This is a genomic window from Streptomyces sp. NPDC002889, from assembly GCF_042888425.1.
Lineage (GTDB): Bacteria > Actinomycetota > Actinomycetes > Streptomycetales > Streptomycetaceae > Streptomyces.
On sequence record NZ_JBIAPT010000010.1, the window covers coordinates 49,793 to 64,872 of the forward strand.

Consider the following 15,080-nt stretch of genomic DNA (forward strand, 5'->3'; position numbering starts at 1 on the left):
CCATCGTCACCTGTACGTGGCGCCACTCTCACCCGGCTCAACGTGCGCCCTGGTCGGCGCCCACGAGCCTCGCCGACGGCTTCAGATTGAGTCTGCCCACAGCCTCGGACACGTCCCGGGGCCAGAGCCACAGCCGGTAGACCGGGTCGACGCGGAACCAGTCCTCGGGCCCATGGAGCATCCGGGTGCGCATGTCCACGCAGTAGCGTTCCCGCCAGGAGAACAGGTCACTGGGCTTCAGCTTCTTGTCGCCTTCGACCTTTCGCTTCGTCACCGCGTAAAGGTCCTCGAGCGCACGGTATTCGTACGCCAGCAGAGTGGATGGTTCCTCCCAGATGCCGCGTTGTCCCGCCATGGCCTTCTCGGCGGCGGACAGCAGGATCGGAAGGTCGAGTTCGCCCGGAACGGAGGGGTAGATGATGAACGTCGGTGACCAGCCGGCAGTGACCAGGTCGAGGTTGAACGTCGCCCGCTGTTCACGGGACAGGGCGGCCAGTTCCTTGGCCGTGTAAGCGGGCGCAATGTAGGCCAGCAGACGATGATTGGGATCGAACGGGCTGTCGGCGATGCGGATGAACAGGTTCCGTGGTTCTTTGCCGGGCCGTGCCAGCCGGTCGGTGATGTTCTGCTTGTTGAAGGCGGCCGCGGCGGTGCCCTGCTCGAACTGCAGGCTGCCCGCCTTCCCCGTTTCCAGCTTCGGGAGCACGAATTCGGCGAGCCCCGGGGTGATCGGGGCGACGCCCTGCCGGATCCACTTGGCCAGCTGCGCGAAATTCTCGTCGACCCGCGCCGCGCCCGCCTCGGTCCTGGCTGTCACTTCCGGGGTGTCGACGGAGAGCATGCGGACCGGCATGCGGAGGTTCGGGGTGTCACCGTCGTGCACGTCGACCAGTCGCTGCGAGCCGAGCGACGGCATCGTGGCACCCGCCGGTGACCACAGGATCTGTACGGGATCGATCATGACGAAACTCCCTGGAGTGGTTCGGAGTTCGCATGGCGCATGAGTGGCTGCTCTGCCAGGATCGCTCGGTTGCTGTGGGCGTGCAACTGCACCGTCGCGCAAGCTGAAAGAGGGCGTGGGGCAACGGCATCGGGGGCGTGCCCGGCGAACACGCCCCCGTTGCATGAACGGTGAATCAGTACACGGCCACGCCGTACGCGCTCAGTGCCTCCTGTACCGGCTGGTGGATCGCCGAGCCGCCCTTCCCGTTGCAGCCGGCGCTGCCCGAGTGGATGCCCAGGGCCGTGGAGCCCGCGAAGTGCGCCCCGCCGCTGTCGCCGCCTGACGAGCAGACCGTGGTGCGGACCATGCCGTAGACCGGGCCGTCGCCGTAGTTGACCGTGACGTTCACGGCGGTGACGGTGCCGCTGGTCACCTTGGTGGTGGAGCCGCTCTTGCTGATGGCCTGGCCCACGATCGCGTCGGCCGCAGAGGTGATGTCCTGGTAACTCCCGTTGTGGAGGTTGACCTTGCCCGGTGTCTGGACCCCGCCTGCGTAGCGGACGAGGCCGTAGTCGTTGGTCGGGAAGCTGGAGCCTTCGCTGGTGCCGATCGACGCGCCGTCGTCGGTCGCCGTCCAGCCGGTGGTCGCGCCGGTGCAGTGGCCTGCCGTCAGGAAGTAGCGGACCGTGCCCTTGCGGACGTTGAATGCCGCCGAGCAGCGGTAGTCGTCACCGTAGATGGCGTCGCCGCCCGCGAGCTCCTTGGTGAAGACGCCGGGCACCCGCGTGATGCGCACGCTGTCGCCGAGACGCGCGGCGACCGCCTTCATCCGTGCCATGGAGAGCGTGGAGACGGACTGATCGGCCTCTACGACCACCTGGTTGGTCCTGGGATCGATGCCCCACGAGGTGCCGGGGATCTTCGCCCTCGCTTCCAGGACGCCCATGGTGGACAGAAGCTGGGACATGCTGAGCTTGACGAGTTCGGCGCGGGCGCCGGCCGCCCGCACTTCCTCGGCGGAGGCGGCATCAGTCACCGTGACGACGAGTTCGCCGCTCGCGGTGTCGAGATAGGAGCCTGCGGTGCGCTCGCCGAGGTCATGCTCGATCGAGGAGCGCAGTGCGTACTGTGCGGGGGATGCCCCGACCCCCGGCGGGCCGGGGGCCGGGTCCTGGGCGCCCGCCGTGCCGGAGCCGAGCCCGAGGGCGGGCACGGCGAGCAGAAGGGAAAGGAGGATGCGCGCATGCGGCGTGCGTCTCATGGGGGGCTCTCCTTCGTACGAGTCCGTGGGGGGATTGCCGGTGAAGGCAATGTGGACTGCACCAGTCCGGAACGCGGACTCAACGTGGCATGGCCCTGACACCGACACAAGGAGGCGTGCGCGCCGTTGCGCCTATTGGCCGGAGGCGATCACCGGATAGTGGTCGGACAGGTTCGTGTACGTGTAAGTGGTCCCCCAGCTGGACACCGACCACGGCGCGCTCTGTTCCTTGATCACCTCATTGGTCCAGCCGGCCGGCCGTGCATGCCCGGCGCGGTGCAGGACGTGGTCGAGATCCTCACGCGGATCGTCCGGGTAGCGGTCCGCGGCGATCGAGTTGTCCTTGGTGTCGAAGGAGTACGCGTGCCCGGTGCGCGCATCGGCGCCGGCGAGCCCCGCGTCGGTCAGCATGGAGGCGTACTCCGTGGTGCGTGAGTCCACGTTGAAGTCGCCCGCCACGAGAACCTGCTCCTGGGCCGGGATGTTCTTGGCATCGAGGAAGGCGTCCATCGCGCGGAACTGGCGGCTGCGCATCTGCGCCGCCTCGCCCGTGTCACAGCCCGGGTCGGTCGACTGGGCGTGCGTACCCACGACGTGCACCTTCGTTCCGTTCACGTTCAGCACGACGTACACGAAGCCCTTGTTCGACCACCAGTCGGCGCCGCAGGCGTCCTTGTAGACGTACTGCTCCTTGCGGACGATCGGCCACTTGCTCAGCACCGTGACACCGCCGTCCTCCGGCGTGGTCGCCGAGTAGGCACCTCCGGTCGCGTCCCAGCCGTCCTTGCTGCGGCCCATCACGGGCGTCTGGTACGGGTACTGGGCAGCCGCCCTCTGCTTCAGTGCGCCCGACGAGGAGTTGTCGAACGCTTCCTGGAGCACCACCACGTCATTGCCCTGGAAGAAGGGGGTCGCCGGGATGGCGGCAGCCCGGTGGTCCTGGCCCCAGTTGGGGTAGAGAGTCCTGCTGAACAGGAACGCGTTGTACGTGAGCACCTTCAGGCGCGGTGTCCCGGCTGCCTGGGCGGCGGTGGCCGAGGGTGCGGCCGCGGCCAGCGTGGTGGCGGCGAGCACGGCGGACAGGGCTGCGCCGGGGATGTGGCGGAGCGCGGAGTGCAGCACAGGATCTCCCGTTCTACGGTGGGGGGTTCGACCGGTCGATGAACCGGCGCCGCACATCAAAGCAGCCGTAGTTACCTTCTGGTAATGGTCAGGTGCCCAGTTTCTTTCCGCAGCCGCAACGATTGCCTCGCGCACGGCGGCGTGCTGTGTCGCTTCTGACCGGAACGCCCGAACGTCCAGATGCGCTCGAGGAGTTCGGAGCAGCGCGGTACGCCGTGGCGGCGCAGGAAGGCGACACCCCTGTCCACGGGCCCGGGGGACCTCGCACGGAGAGATCGGCGCGCCTCGGGGAGCGCATACTGGAACATGCATGAACCGGGCATCGATCCGCGCGCCCGCCGAGAGCCTGGAGCGAGCAGATGAGCAAGGCAGCAGCAGATCCCCTGCCGCCCCCGCCCGGCGGTGTGCTGTGGAGCCTCGCCGGTGACATCCGAGCCCTGCTGATGCTGCCGGCCGCCCTCACCATGCAGGTCGCCCACCCGGCCGTCGGCGCGGGCGTCGATGAGCACTCCGTTTTCCGCACCGATCCCTGGGGCCGGGGCGAGCGCTCCCTGCGCTCCCTCCAGCTGTGGATCTACGGGGGAGAGGAGGCGGCCGCCGAGGGCCGCAGGCTGCGCGAGCTGCACCGGACCATCCAGGGCACCGACGCCCACGGCCGCCGCTACCACGCCCTCAGCCCCGCCTACTACTCCTGGGTCCACGCCACCGGATTCCCCGTCTACCGGCACGCAGCCCGCTATCTGGTGCGCCCGCTCACGGAGGCCGAGGAGCGGCAGCTGTATGCCGAGTGGCTCCAGATCGGCCGCATCCTCGGCCTCCGCGACCGGGACATGCCCCAGACCGTCGAGGAGTTCTGGCCCTACTACCGCAAGATCCTCGCCGACGAGCTGGAGGCGACCGTGGTCGTACGCGAACTGGTCGCCGTCGACCAGCCCGTACCTCCGCCGGACCGCGGTCCGTTGCCGCTGAGACTGGTCCTGCGGATGCTGTGGCCCGTACTGCTGCCCCCGCTCGCCCGCTTCCGTCGCTTCATGACCATCGGGCTGATGCCGCCCGACGCCCGCGAGGCGATAGGCATGGAGTGGAGCGACGAGCAGGAGCGCAGGCTGCGCAGCTTCGCCCGGGTCGTACGGGCCGTGGTTCCCGTACTCCCCGAGCGACTGCGCTACCTCCCGCTCGCCCGCGAGGCACGGCGGCGGGAGCGCGAGGCCGAGCGGCTCAGGCGCTCAGACCGCCGCGCGCGATGACGTCCGCGTACCAGCGGGCGCTGTCCTTGCAGGTCCGCCGCTGCGTCGCGAAGTCCACATGGACGATCCCGAACCGCTTGCTGTAGCCGTACGCCCACTCGAAGTTGTCCAGCAGCGACCACAGGAAGTAGCCCCGCACATCGGCGCCGTCCTCGATCGCCCGGTGCACGGCGGTGAGATGGGACCGCAGATACGCCACCCGCTCGGGATCGTGGACCTCTCCGGACGGATCGGCGTAGTCGTCGTACGCGGCCCCGTTCTCGGTGATCACCAGCGGTACGCCCGGCAGATCGTCGCGCAGCCGCGTCAGCAGCTCGTACAGCCCGTCCGCGTCCACCGGCCAGTCCATCGCGGTGCGCGGCCCCGGCGCGGGCAGGAAGCGCACATGCTGCTCGGCGCCCGCCCACGGTGAGGGGGCTTCACAGGAGCCCGCGGCCACGACGGTGGGGGAGTAGTAGTTGATACCCAGCGAGTCGATCGGCGTCGAGGCCACCTCGAGGTCGCCGTCGAGCACGAACGACCAGTCGGTGACGGGCGCGGTGTCGCGGATCAGATCCTCCGGCAGACGGCCGTGGAAGACCGGGTCGAGGAAGATGCGGTTGCCCACGGCGTCGATACGGCGCGCCGCGTCGAGGTCTGCTGCCGAGTCCGAATGAGGCCGCACCGCATGGAGGTTGAGCGTCAGCGAGATCTCGGCGGTGCTGGGCAGCGCCGCGTGCAGCACCTGCGCGGCCCAGCCGTGGGCCAGATTGAAGTGGTGCGCCGCTCGCAGCGATGCGACGTCACTGGTACGGCCCGGGGCGTGCACACCGGATCCGTACCCGAGGAAGGCGGCGCACCACGGCTCGTTCAGGGTGGTCCAGGTCGAGACCCGGTCGCCGAGTGCCTCGGCCATGATCCCGGCGTACTCGCGAAAACGCAGGGCAGTCTCGCGCTGTGGCCAGCCGCCCGCGTCCTCGAGCTCCTGGGGCAGATCCCAGTGGTAGAGCGTGGCGACGGGCCGGATCCCGGCTGCGAGCAGTTCGTCGACGAGGCGTCGGTAGAAGTCCAGTCCCTTCTGTACGGCGGGGCCGCGTCCGGTGGGCTGGACCCGTGGCCAGGCGATGGAGAACCGGTAGTCCGTGATGCCGAGTCGGCTCATCAGCGCGACGTCCTCGCGCATCCGGTGGTAATGGTCGGCCGCGATGTCGCCGGTGTCACCGTTGCGGACCTTGCCCGGGACCCGGCTGAAGGTGTCCCAGATGGACGGCGTCCGGCCGTCCTCGGCGGCGGCACCCTCGATCTGGTACGCGGCTGTGGCGGTGCCCCAGCGGAAGGCGTCCGGGAACCGGAGCGTCGCCGTCGTGTTCGGGCGTGCGTCGAGCGCGGTCATAAGGTGGAACTCCCAGGAAGTGAGTACGGAGGCGGCGGGGACCCGTGGGGGAGAGGCTGTGGCGTTGCGCAGTTCAGCCTTTGACCGCGCCCTGCATGATGCCGCCGACGATCTGCCGGCCGAGCAGACCGAAGACGAGCAGCACGGGCAGCGTGCCGAGCAGGGTGCCCGCCATGATCACGGACTGGTCGTGGACATAGCCGCCGCCCAGCTGGCGCAGGGCGACCTGGACGGTCGGCTCCTGTGACGAGAGCGCGACGATCGGCCAGAAGAAGTCGTTCCAGGCGGCCATGAAGGTGAGCATGCCGAGCACGGCCATGCCGGGCCGGGCGATGGGCACCACGATCGACCAGAAGATGCGGGCGGTGGACGCGCCGTCGACGCGGGCGGCCTCGATCAGCTCGTCGGGCAGCGACTGCATCAGGTACTGCCGCATGAAGAACACCCCGAACGCGGACACCAGACCGGGCAGGATCACGGCCTGCAACTGGTTCACCCACTGCAGCTTCGCCATCAGCATGAACAGCGGGATGACACCGAGCTGCGGCGGGATCATCATCGTTCCGACCGTGACCGCGAGCAGCGCACCGCGTCCGCGGAAACGCAGCTTGGCGAAGGCGAACCCGGCGAGGGTGCTGCACAGCACGGTGCCGATGGTGATCGAGCCCGACACGATCAGGGAGTTGAGCAGGGCCTTGCCGATGTCGGCCTCTTCGAGGACGGCCTCGAAGTTGCGGATCAGATTCGGTCCGGGCAGCAGGGTCGGCGGCACCTTGGCCAGGTCGGCGTTGGAGCGGCTGGCGGCGACGATCGTCCAGTAGAACGGGAACGCCGACACCAGAACGGCAAGGATCAGGAACGCGTACGTGAGTTTCCCGCCGTGCATCGTGCGCCCGGCCCGTCTTCTCCTGGGGCGCGGGGGCCCGGGGGGCGCGCCCGCGGCGGGCGGGGCGGTCGGCGGGGCGGCGAGCGCGGTCAACGGGCGGCCTCCTTGCGGGAACGGCGGCGCACGATCAGGGCGTTGACCCCGACGAGCACCACGATGAGCACGAACGTCACCCAGGCGATGGCCGCGGCCCTGCCCAGATGGAAGTAGCCCCAGCCCTGCTCGTACATATAGAGGCCGAGGGTCTGGTACTGATGCGAGATGCCGCCGGAGATGGAACCCTCGAACAGCAGTGGCTCACCGAAGAGCTGTGTCGCGCCGATCGTGGATACGACCACGGTGAACAGGATGGTCGGGCGCAGCCCCGGCAGCGTCACATGGAAGAACTGGCGCCAGCGCGAGGCACCGTCCACCTCGGCCGCCTCGTACAGCTCACTGGGGATGGTCTGCATGCCTGCCAGATAGATCAGCGCGTTGTAGCCGGTCCAGCGCCAGATCACGATGGTCGAGACGGCGATCTGCGAACTGATCGTGCCTGTCTGCCAGTCCACCGGCCCGGCGCCGACCAGCCCCAGCACATAGTTGATCAGGCCGAAGTCGCGGCCGAAGAGCTGGGCGAACACCAGGGTCGCGGCGGCGACCGAGGTCGCGTACGGCAGCAGCATCGCCGTGCGCAGGAACGTCCGGCCGCGCAACCGGTAGTTGAGCAGATGCGCCAGGCCCAGCGCCATCACCAGCTGCGGGACGGTGGACAGCACGCCGATGGTGAAGGTGTTGCGCAGCGCGGTCCAGAAGATCTCGTCGCCGAGGAGCGCGGTGTAGTTGCCAAGGCCCCGCCACTCCATCTCGCCCGGCGTCTGCAGCTCGACCCGGTAGAGCGAGACGAAGGCCGTGTAGATCAGGGGAAAGAGCCCGAAGGCGGCGAACAGTGCGAAGAAAGGTGCGACGTAGGCGTACGGGGAGAGCTTCCGCCAGGTCCGGCGCACGGCCGACGGCCGCGGTGCGGCCGAGGGCCGGGGCGGGCCCGGCTTCGCGGTGGCGGTGAGGGTCACGGTGCGGCCCTTCGAGGAGGAGGTACGGGAAGCTGCCAGGAACCTGTCGCCTCGGGCCGGTCCGGGTGCCGGGACCGGCCCGAAGGAGTCGCGTCAGCCGGTGGCGTTCTCCACGTTCTTCTTCGCCGTCGACCATGCCTTGTCGGGCGAGGTGCCCTTGCGCTCCACCTCGCTGAGGGCGTTGGTGATCTGGTCGGCGACGCTCTTGTCGTGGACCCCGAGGACCTGGACGGGCGCGGCCTTGGCGGCGTCACCGAAGATCCGGCCGATCGGGGCGTTCGAGAAGTAGGGGTCCTTGGCGTCCGCCACCTTGGCGATCGCGCCGGTCGAGGACGGGAAGTTGCCCTGCTCGGTGAAGAGCTGGGCCTGCTGTTCGGGGGCGGTGAGCCACTGGATCAGCTCGTACGCCTCCTTCTTGTGCTTGGCCGTGCGGGGGATGGAGAGGTACGACCCGCCCCAGTTGCCGGCGCCCTCGGGCAGCTTGGCGATGTCCCACTTGCCCTTGCCGGCGTCACCGGCCTGGCCCTTGATGTAGCCGAGCATCCAGGCCGGGCAGGGCATCGTGGCGAACGAGCCCGCCGAGAACGCCTGGTTCCACTGCGGTGACCACTGGTCGAGTTTGGCGCTCAGGCCTGCCTGCGCCGCCTCGGTGGAGGCGTCCCAGGCGGCCTTGACCGCCGGGTTGTCCTCGTAGATCAGCTTTCCGGAGGCGTCGTAGTACCGCTCCTTCTGCTGGCCGATCATGATCGCGTACAGGCTGCCCACGCTGTCCACCCACGCGCTCTTGGCCGGGGCCTTCTTCCTGTACTCCTTGCCCAGGGCCAGATACCCGTCCCAGGTGGACCACTTGGCGGCCAGCTCGGTGCGGTCGGTGGGCAGACCGGCCTGCTTGAACAGGTCGGTGCGGTAGCACATGGCCTCCGGGCCGACGTCCGTGCCGAGGCCCAGGACCTGGCCGTCCTTGCCGGTCGCCGCGGACCACTTGGCGGCGGCGAACCCGTCCTTGAGCTTGTCGGCGCCGTACTCTCTCAGATCCTCGAACTTGTCCGCCTGCTGCTGGGTGACGGCGGCGATCCTGCCCACCTCGATGCCCTGGACGTCGGCCAGGCCGCCTCCGCCGGCGAGCCGGGTCTGCAACGACTTCCAGTAGTCCTGCTCGTCCTCGGTGTCGCTCTGCTTGATCGTGACGTTCGGGTGGAGCTTCTCGTACTCCGCATAGAGCCCGGCCTCCTTGTAGCCGAAGGAACCGAACAGGTCGACGGTGAGAGTGACCTTGCCGCCCGCGCTGTCGGACGTGCCGTTCGAGGAACCGGATCCGCAGGCGGCGAGCAGTGCCCCGGCGAGCGCGACCGCACCCAGTCGGACGGCGGCCCTCTTGGCGGCTCGGTATATGGGCATGGGAAGCCTCCCTTGGCTTCGGTGTGAAGCGAGACCGCCTGGTGTGAGAGCGCTCTCAACGATGCGACTGGAGCGTGCCCCGATCTCACGCGCCCCGTCAAGACTCGAAGGCGTAACGGCTTGGACTCAGGCCCAACTGTCGTCCGTGTTCCATCTATTGACACCTGCGTTTCAGGAGTTTTACGTTCCTGGCACCTGAGAGCGCTCTCGGACCCCCTACTCGTGAATAACGTGAGGTGCCGTCCATGCCAGCCCCCCACACCAGACCAGCCGCCGTGCTGGTGCTGGCCACCGCCCTGGCCGGTCTCGGCCTGGGACCGGCAGCCGCTCCCGCGGCTGCCGCAATCGTCCCCATCGGTTCCGGCAGCTACTCCGACACTCGCCCCGCCGGCACATCGGGCCCGACCACCCACACAGGTGCGCCGGTCGTCCCCAAGGTCACACCCGCCGCCCGGAACCGCCCGGTGCCCACCAACGACTGGTGGTCCTCCCTCGCCTTCCAGCGCTACGGCGACAACCCGTACTCCACCCCGATGTACGGCCACCCGCTCACCTACCAGGCGACCGCCGGCGGACTCGAGGTGGGCTACCCGACCACCCCGGCCGTCGTGGGCGAGGGCCGCCAGTACGAGTACGCGCACAAACGCGATCTCACCCTGGGGCTCACCGGCCTCAACTCACCCGACACCAAGGCCGACGACTGGTCCGACTGGACCGTCACCCCGTACTGGTCCGACGGCACCCGCACCCTGCGGACCACGATCGGCCACGGCCTGCCGTTCGTATACGCCGAAGGCTCGGGCGCGGGCGCCCAGATCACCACCGCATCGGCCCCCGCCGTCTTCACGGACCAGGGCAATGTCCTCGGCATCACTGTCGCGGGCCACCACTACGCCCTGTTCGCGCCGGCGGGCAGCGACTGGACGGTGTCCGGCTCCACCATCAGCGCCGGCCTCGGCGCCAAGGACTACTTCTCCCTGGCCGTCTTGCCGTCCAGGGACGCGCTCTCCGCCTACAAGAAGTACGCCTACAGCTTCGTCACCGGATCCGCCGTGGACTGGAGCTACACCGGCGGCACCGTGAAGGCCACCTACAGCCTGACCACCGAGGCGAAGGAAGGCACCGAACGCGGCACACTCCAGGCGCTCTACCGCCACCAGTGGCTGCACACCACCGACCCGCTCACCCCGTACACCTACATCTCGCCGCGCGGCACCATGAAGGTCCGCGAGTCGGCGGCCTTCACCACCAGCCAGTCGGCCTCCGCCGTGCTGCCCGCCCTGCCGAAGGCGGACGGTGTGGACACGGCCCGGCTGCGCGGCCATCTGAACGAGGTCGCGAACGCGCCCGACCCCTTCTCCGGCTACACCGACACCTACTGGACCGGCAAGGCGCTCGGCCGGCTGGCCCAGCTGGTGCCCGTCGCCGACCAGATCGGGGAGAGCGCCACCCGTGACAAACTGCTCGGCCTGATCAAGGGCAAGCTCCAGGACTGGTTCACGGCGGGCGGCGCGAACGAGTTCAGCTACGACAAGGACTGGCGGACCCTCACCGGCTATCCGGCCTCCTACGGCAGTGACACCGAGCTCAACGACCACCACTTCCACTACAGCTACTACGTGTACGCGGCCGCGATCATTGCCCAGTACGACCAGGCCTGGGCCGCCGACTCCGCCTGGGGCGGCATGGTCAAGACCCTGGTACGGGACACGGCCAACCCCAGCCGCACCGACACCGCCTTCCCCTTCCTGCGCGGCTTCGACGTGTACGCGGGCCACAGCTGGGCCTCCGGACACCAGGGCTTCGCGGCCGGCAACAACCAGGAGTCCTCGTCGGAGTCCACCAACCTCGGTGCCGCGCTGGTCCTGTGGGGCTCGGCGACCGGTGACACCTCGCTGCGCGATCTCGGGACGTATCTGCTGACGACCGAGGCGGAGTCGATCGCCCAGTACTGGTTCGACGCCGACGAGCAGGTCTTCCCCGCGTCCTTCGGCCATGACACGGCGGGCATGGTCTGGGGCAGCGGGGCCGCCTACGCCACCTGGTGGACGGCCAACCCGGAGGAGATCCACGGCATCAACGTCCTCCCGGTCACCGGCGGGTCACTGCACCTGGGCGGCGAGAAGGCCGCGATCCGGCGCAACCTCGCCGAACTGGAACGTGAGAACGGCGGCCCGGCCGTCGAATGGCGCGACATCCTGTGGGAGTTCCAGTCGCTGGCCGACCCGGGCGCGGCCAAGGCCAAGTGGGACGCGGGCCATGCCGATTACACCCCCGAGCAGGGAGAGTCGAAGGCCCACACCTACCACTGGATCACCACGCTGGACACGCTCGGCGCACCCGACGCGACCGTGACCGGGAACATCCCGAGCTCGGCCGTCTTCACCAAGGGCACCGTACGGACGTACGCCGCGCACAACTACGGCGCGACGGCCCGCACGGTGACCTTCTCGGACGGCAGGACGCTCGCGGTCCCGCCCCGCTCCACGGCGACCGGCACGGGGACCGGCGGCGGCGATCCGGACCCCGACCCGGACCCCGACCCCGAGCCGCCGACGGGCAGCACCTTCCAGCTCCGCAGCGGCGGCGCGCTCACCACGGCCACGGGTGGCACGGCAGGCAGCGACACGATCGCATCGGCGGGCGGCGCCAACCACGACGGCACCCCGCACCAGCCACTCGTCTACGAGGCCAGGAACGTCAACGGCATCCTGACCCCCGGCGCGTCCACCGCCTTCCGCCTCCTGCTGGACGCGGGCACGGCGGTCGGTCTCGGCCAGCAGGCCAGGATCAGCTACGACCTCACGGGCGACGGCACCTTCGACCGGACGGAGACGTACCACTATTTCGCCACCGACCCGGTGACGGGCTGGGAGGAGTACGAACGGTCGCGCGGTCTCAAGGCGTCCACGGGGACGCTCGGCAACCTCACGGGCGGCACCGTGCGCCTGGAGGTGTGGAGCGCGATCGGAAGCGGCACGTCCAGGATCCAGACCGGTACGGACAGGTCCGTCGTGGTGATCCCCTTCGGCTGAGACGCCGGCCACAGGGGGTGAGGCGGGTGTCGGAGGTCAGGCCGACGCCCGCCGCACCAGCGTCGTCGGGGTGATCACCGAGGCGGGCGTACCGGCCTGCGTCCCGTGCTCGTTCAGCAGCCGCATCAGCAGCCGGACCATCAGCCGGCCCATGCCCTCGATGTCCTGGCGCACCGTGGTCAGCGCCGGACTGGTCCGCTCGACGACCGAGGGCATGTCGTCGAAGCCCACCAGCGCCACATCCTCCGGGACACGTACGTCCCGTTCGCGCAGCGTCCGCAGTGCGCCCAGTGCCATCAGATCGTTGGAGACGAACACGGCGTCCACATCCGGCCGGCGGTCCAGCAGCTCGGCCATCGCGCGGGCGCCGCTGTCCTCGGTGAAGTCGCCCTGGCAGAGCAGCGACGGATCGGCGTCCACGAGGACGTCGTGATAGCCGTCGATCCGGTCGAGCGCCGAAGTCTGGTCACGCGGGCCCGCGATGTGTGCGATGTTCCGCCGGCCCAGCGACACCAGGTGGCGCACGGCCTCGCGCGCGCCCCCGCGGTTGTCGCAGTCGACGTACGGGACAAAGAGGTCCGCCCCCGCCCCGGGACGTCCGCCGAAGACCGTGGGGATCTTCGCCCGGCCGATGATCGCCGGCAGTTCGTCGTCGTCGTGCAGCGAGAAGGCGAGCGCACCGTCGACATGTCCGCCGCCGAGATAGCGGGCGATCCGGTCGTGGTCCCCGGGCCCTTCCACCCACAGCAGCACCAGCTGGGAGTCGTAGGCCGTCAGCTCGCGGCTGATGCCCCGTACCTGCTGCTCGAAGAAAGGGTCCGAGAAGATCCGGAACTCGGGCTCCGCGATGATCACGGCCACTGCCCCGTTGCGCCGCGTGACCAGGGTGCGCGCCGCGTGGTTGGGCACGTAACCGAGCTCCTCGACCGCCTGGCGCACCTTGTCGGCCAGCGGCGGGCGCACTCCCGCGCCGCCGTTGACGACCCGGGAGGCCGTGGCCCGGGAGACGCCGGCACGGGCGGCGACGGCTTCCAGAGTGGGGCGGGCCCCAGCGGACTGCTCGGTCAAGGCGGGCGCTCCTCGTCTCTGCTTCGGTCGGCTGCGCACAACAGTGGACGGCGTGATGCCGCGAGGGACAGGATATCCGCCCTGTGTGAGCTTCTGAGAGCGCTCCCACCTCCTCCCGTCAGAAAATCGCACAAGGACGGCGCCGCCGCCCCGGACGGGACGGCGGCGCCGGGAGATCCTCCGGAGGGCGTCAGTGGTCCTGGTGGTCGTGGACGCCGTTCGTCGCGGCGATCTCCTTCCAGGACTTCGGCTGCTGGGGGGCGGCCGCCGCGGACCGCGCGGTACGCGCCCCCGCCGCGGTAGGTGCGGCCGGCCTGGAGGGCTCGTACAGCCACGTGTCGAGGAGAGCGGCCAGCGGCTTGCCCGAGATCCGCTCGGCGTACGCCACGAAGTCGCCGACCTTGGCGTTGCCGTAGGCGCGCTCGGCCGGCCAGCCCTTGAGGATCGCGAAGAAGTCCTCGTCGCCGATCTCGCCCCGCAGCGCCTGGAGCGCCAGCGCGCCCCGGTCGTAGACGGCGATGTCGAATTGCTTGTCCGGGCCCGGGTCACCGGGCTTGACCGTCCAGAAGACGTCGTCGGCCGGGTGCTGGGCGTAGACGTAGTCCGCGAGCTCCTGCGCCGTGCCCTCGCCCTCCTTCTCCGACCACAGCCACTGGCTGTACCGGGCGAAGCCCTCGTTGACCCAGATGTCCTTCCAGCCGTCCACCGACACGCTGTCGCCGTACCACTGGTGAGCCAGCTCGTGCACGACCACCGAGACGTTCGCGCCGTTCGCGAACTGCCGCGGGCTGTAGAAGGGGCGGGTCTGCGTCTCCAGCGCGTAGCCGCTCTTCACATTGGGGACGTACCCGCCCAGCGCGTTGAACGGGTACGGCCCGAAGACCTCGGTCAGCCACTCGGCAACCTCGCCGGTCCGCTCGACGCTGGCCCGCGCCGCGCCCGCGATGTCGCCGAGGTCCTTGCTGTACGCGTTCAGGATCGGCAGACCGTCCGCGGTCCTGTCGGTGGTGATATCGAATTTACCGACCGCGAGCGTGGCCAGATACGATGCCTGCGGCTTGTTGGAACGCCAGCTGAAGCGGGTCCAGCCGACCCGCGAACTCTGCGACTGCAGCACACCGTTACTGATCGCCTGCGTGCCGTCGGGCACCGAGACGGAGATGTCGTAGGTCGCCTTGTCGAGCGGGTGGTCGTTGCTCGGGAACCACCACACGGCCGAATCCGGCTCCTGGGCCGCGACACCGCCGTCCGGGGTGCGGTGCCAGGCGGTGTAGCCGTCGATGTTCAGCTCGGAGGGCTTGCCCGCGTAGCGGACGACCACCGAAACGGACCTGCCCTTCTCCAGCGGTGTGCCCGGAGTGACGACCAGCTCCCGCTCGCCCTCCTTGGCGAACGCCGCCTTTCTGCCGTTCACCCGCACCTCGCTGACCGCGAGGCCGAAGTCGAGGTTGAAGCGGCTCAGATTCTGCTGGGTGGTGACGAGGATCGTCGCCGTGCCCTCCAGGAGATCCGTGGTCGGCTGGTACTTCAGTCTCAGGTCGTAGTGGGAGACGTCGTATCCGCCGTTCCCGCTGGCCGGGTAGTAGGGATCGCCGATGCCCGGGGCCCCGGGCGAGGAGTTGGCGGCCGATGCCGGGATCGCCAGCAAGAGGGTGGCCGCGAGCGCGCTCGGGACGATGAGTCTGCGGTGCACGGA

Annotated in this window: 11 protein-coding genes; 2 read left to right on the plus strand and 9 right to left on the minus strand. The window is 69.4% G+C overall.

What is annotated here, in order from left to right:
• Positions 1-37: 37 nt before the first annotated feature.
• From ACFYWI_RS16685 to sph, 3 genes are all read right to left on the minus strand, one after another.
• Positions 38-961 carry a nuclease gene (locus ACFYWI_RS16685; RefSeq protein ID WP_389231961.1) on the minus strand — a complete coding sequence of 308 codons (924 nt, stop codon included), beginning with the start codon at positions 959-961 and terminating at the stop codon, positions 38-40.
• Between the two features lie 175 nt (positions 962-1,136).
• Positions 1,137-2,204, minus strand: coding sequence for a S1 family peptidase (locus tag ACFYWI_RS16690; RefSeq protein ID WP_389231964.1), 1,068 nt, complete (start codon positions 2,202-2,204; stop codon positions 1,137-1,139).
• 132 nt (positions 2,205-2,336) lie between these two features.
• Positions 2,337-3,326 carry a sphingomyelin phosphodiesterase gene (gene sph, locus ACFYWI_RS16695; protein ID WP_389231966.1) on the minus strand — a complete coding sequence of 330 codons (990 nt, stop codon included), beginning with the start codon at positions 3,324-3,326 and terminating at the stop codon, positions 2,337-2,339.
• A 359-nt stretch (positions 3,327-3,685) separates the two neighbouring features.
• Between sph and ACFYWI_RS16700 the strand changes: the two genes are divergently transcribed.
• Complete coding sequence (locus ACFYWI_RS16700) at positions 3,686-4,573, plus strand: oxygenase MpaB family protein (RefSeq protein WP_389231969.1); 888 nt, start codon at positions 3,686-3,688, stop codon at positions 4,571-4,573.
• Here the strand turns inward: ACFYWI_RS16700 and ACFYWI_RS16705 are convergent.
• From ACFYWI_RS16705 to ACFYWI_RS16720, 4 genes are all read right to left on the minus strand, one after another.
• Positions 4,545-5,945 carry a GH1 family beta-glucosidase gene (locus ACFYWI_RS16705; protein ID WP_389231972.1) on the minus strand — a complete coding sequence of 467 codons (1,401 nt, stop codon included), beginning with the start codon at positions 5,943-5,945 and terminating at the stop codon, positions 4,545-4,547. The two genes, ACFYWI_RS16700 and ACFYWI_RS16705, sit on opposite strands and share 29 nt — an antisense overlap.
• Positions 5,946-6,018: 73 nt before the next feature.
• Positions 6,019-6,924 carry a carbohydrate ABC transporter permease gene (locus tag ACFYWI_RS16710; protein WP_389231975.1) on the minus strand — a complete coding sequence of 302 codons (906 nt, stop codon included), beginning with the start codon at positions 6,922-6,924 and terminating at the stop codon, positions 6,019-6,021.
• Positions 6,921-7,883, minus strand: a complete 963-nt coding sequence (locus ACFYWI_RS16715; protein ID WP_389231978.1) for a carbohydrate ABC transporter permease — start codon at positions 7,881-7,883, stop codon at positions 6,921-6,923. Before ACFYWI_RS16715 ends, ACFYWI_RS16710 begins: the two co-directional genes overlap by 4 nt.
• Positions 7,884-7,976: 93 nt before the next feature.
• Positions 7,977-9,281 carry an ABC transporter substrate-binding protein gene (locus ACFYWI_RS16720; RefSeq protein ID WP_389231980.1) on the minus strand — a complete coding sequence of 435 codons (1,305 nt, stop codon included), beginning with the start codon at positions 9,279-9,281 and terminating at the stop codon, positions 7,977-7,979.
• A 245-nt stretch (positions 9,282-9,526) separates the two neighbouring features.
• Between ACFYWI_RS16720 and ACFYWI_RS16725 the strand changes: the two genes are divergently transcribed.
• A complete protein-coding gene (locus ACFYWI_RS16725; RefSeq protein ID WP_389231983.1) occupies positions 9,527-12,316 on the plus strand; it encodes a glycosyl hydrolase in 2,790 nt (929 codons plus the stop codon).
• 36 nt (positions 12,317-12,352) lie between these two features.
• On the opposite strand, the gene ACFYWI_RS16730 is transcribed toward ACFYWI_RS16725, so the two are convergent.
• Positions 12,353-13,384, minus strand: a complete 1,032-nt coding sequence (locus ACFYWI_RS16730) for a LacI family DNA-binding transcriptional regulator (protein WP_389231986.1) — start codon at positions 13,382-13,384, stop codon at positions 12,353-12,355.
• 190 nt (positions 13,385-13,574) lie between these two features.
• Positions 13,575-15,077 (minus strand): M1 family metallopeptidase, encoded by a 1,503-nt coding sequence (locus ACFYWI_RS16735; protein ID WP_389231989.1) that lies wholly within the window; start codon positions 15,075-15,077, stop codon positions 13,575-13,577.
• Positions 15,078-15,080: the final 3 nt, after the last annotated feature.

Coding starts and splice junctions, on each gene's coding strand:
- ACFYWI_RS16685 (WP_389231961.1), bottom strand. CDS start 961: ATGATCGATCCCGTACAGATCCTGTGGTCACCGGCGGGTGCCACGATG.
- ACFYWI_RS16690 (WP_389231964.1), bottom strand. CDS start 2,204: ATGAGACGCACGCCGCATGCGCGCATCCTCCTTTCCCTTCTGCTCGCC.
- ACFYWI_RS16700 (WP_389231969.1), top strand. CDS start 3,686: ATGAGCAAGGCAGCAGCAGATCCCCTGCCGCCCCCGCCCGGCGGTGTG.
- ACFYWI_RS16705 (WP_389231972.1), bottom strand. CDS start 5,945: ATGACCGCGCTCGACGCACGCCCGAACACGACGGCGACGCTCCGGTTC.
- ACFYWI_RS16720 (WP_389231980.1), bottom strand. CDS start 9,281: ATGCCCATATACCGAGCCGCCAAGAGGGCCGCCGTCCGACTGGGTGCG.
- ACFYWI_RS16725 (WP_389231983.1), top strand. CDS start 9,527: ATGCCAGCCCCCCACACCAGACCAGCCGCCGTGCTGGTGCTGGCCACC.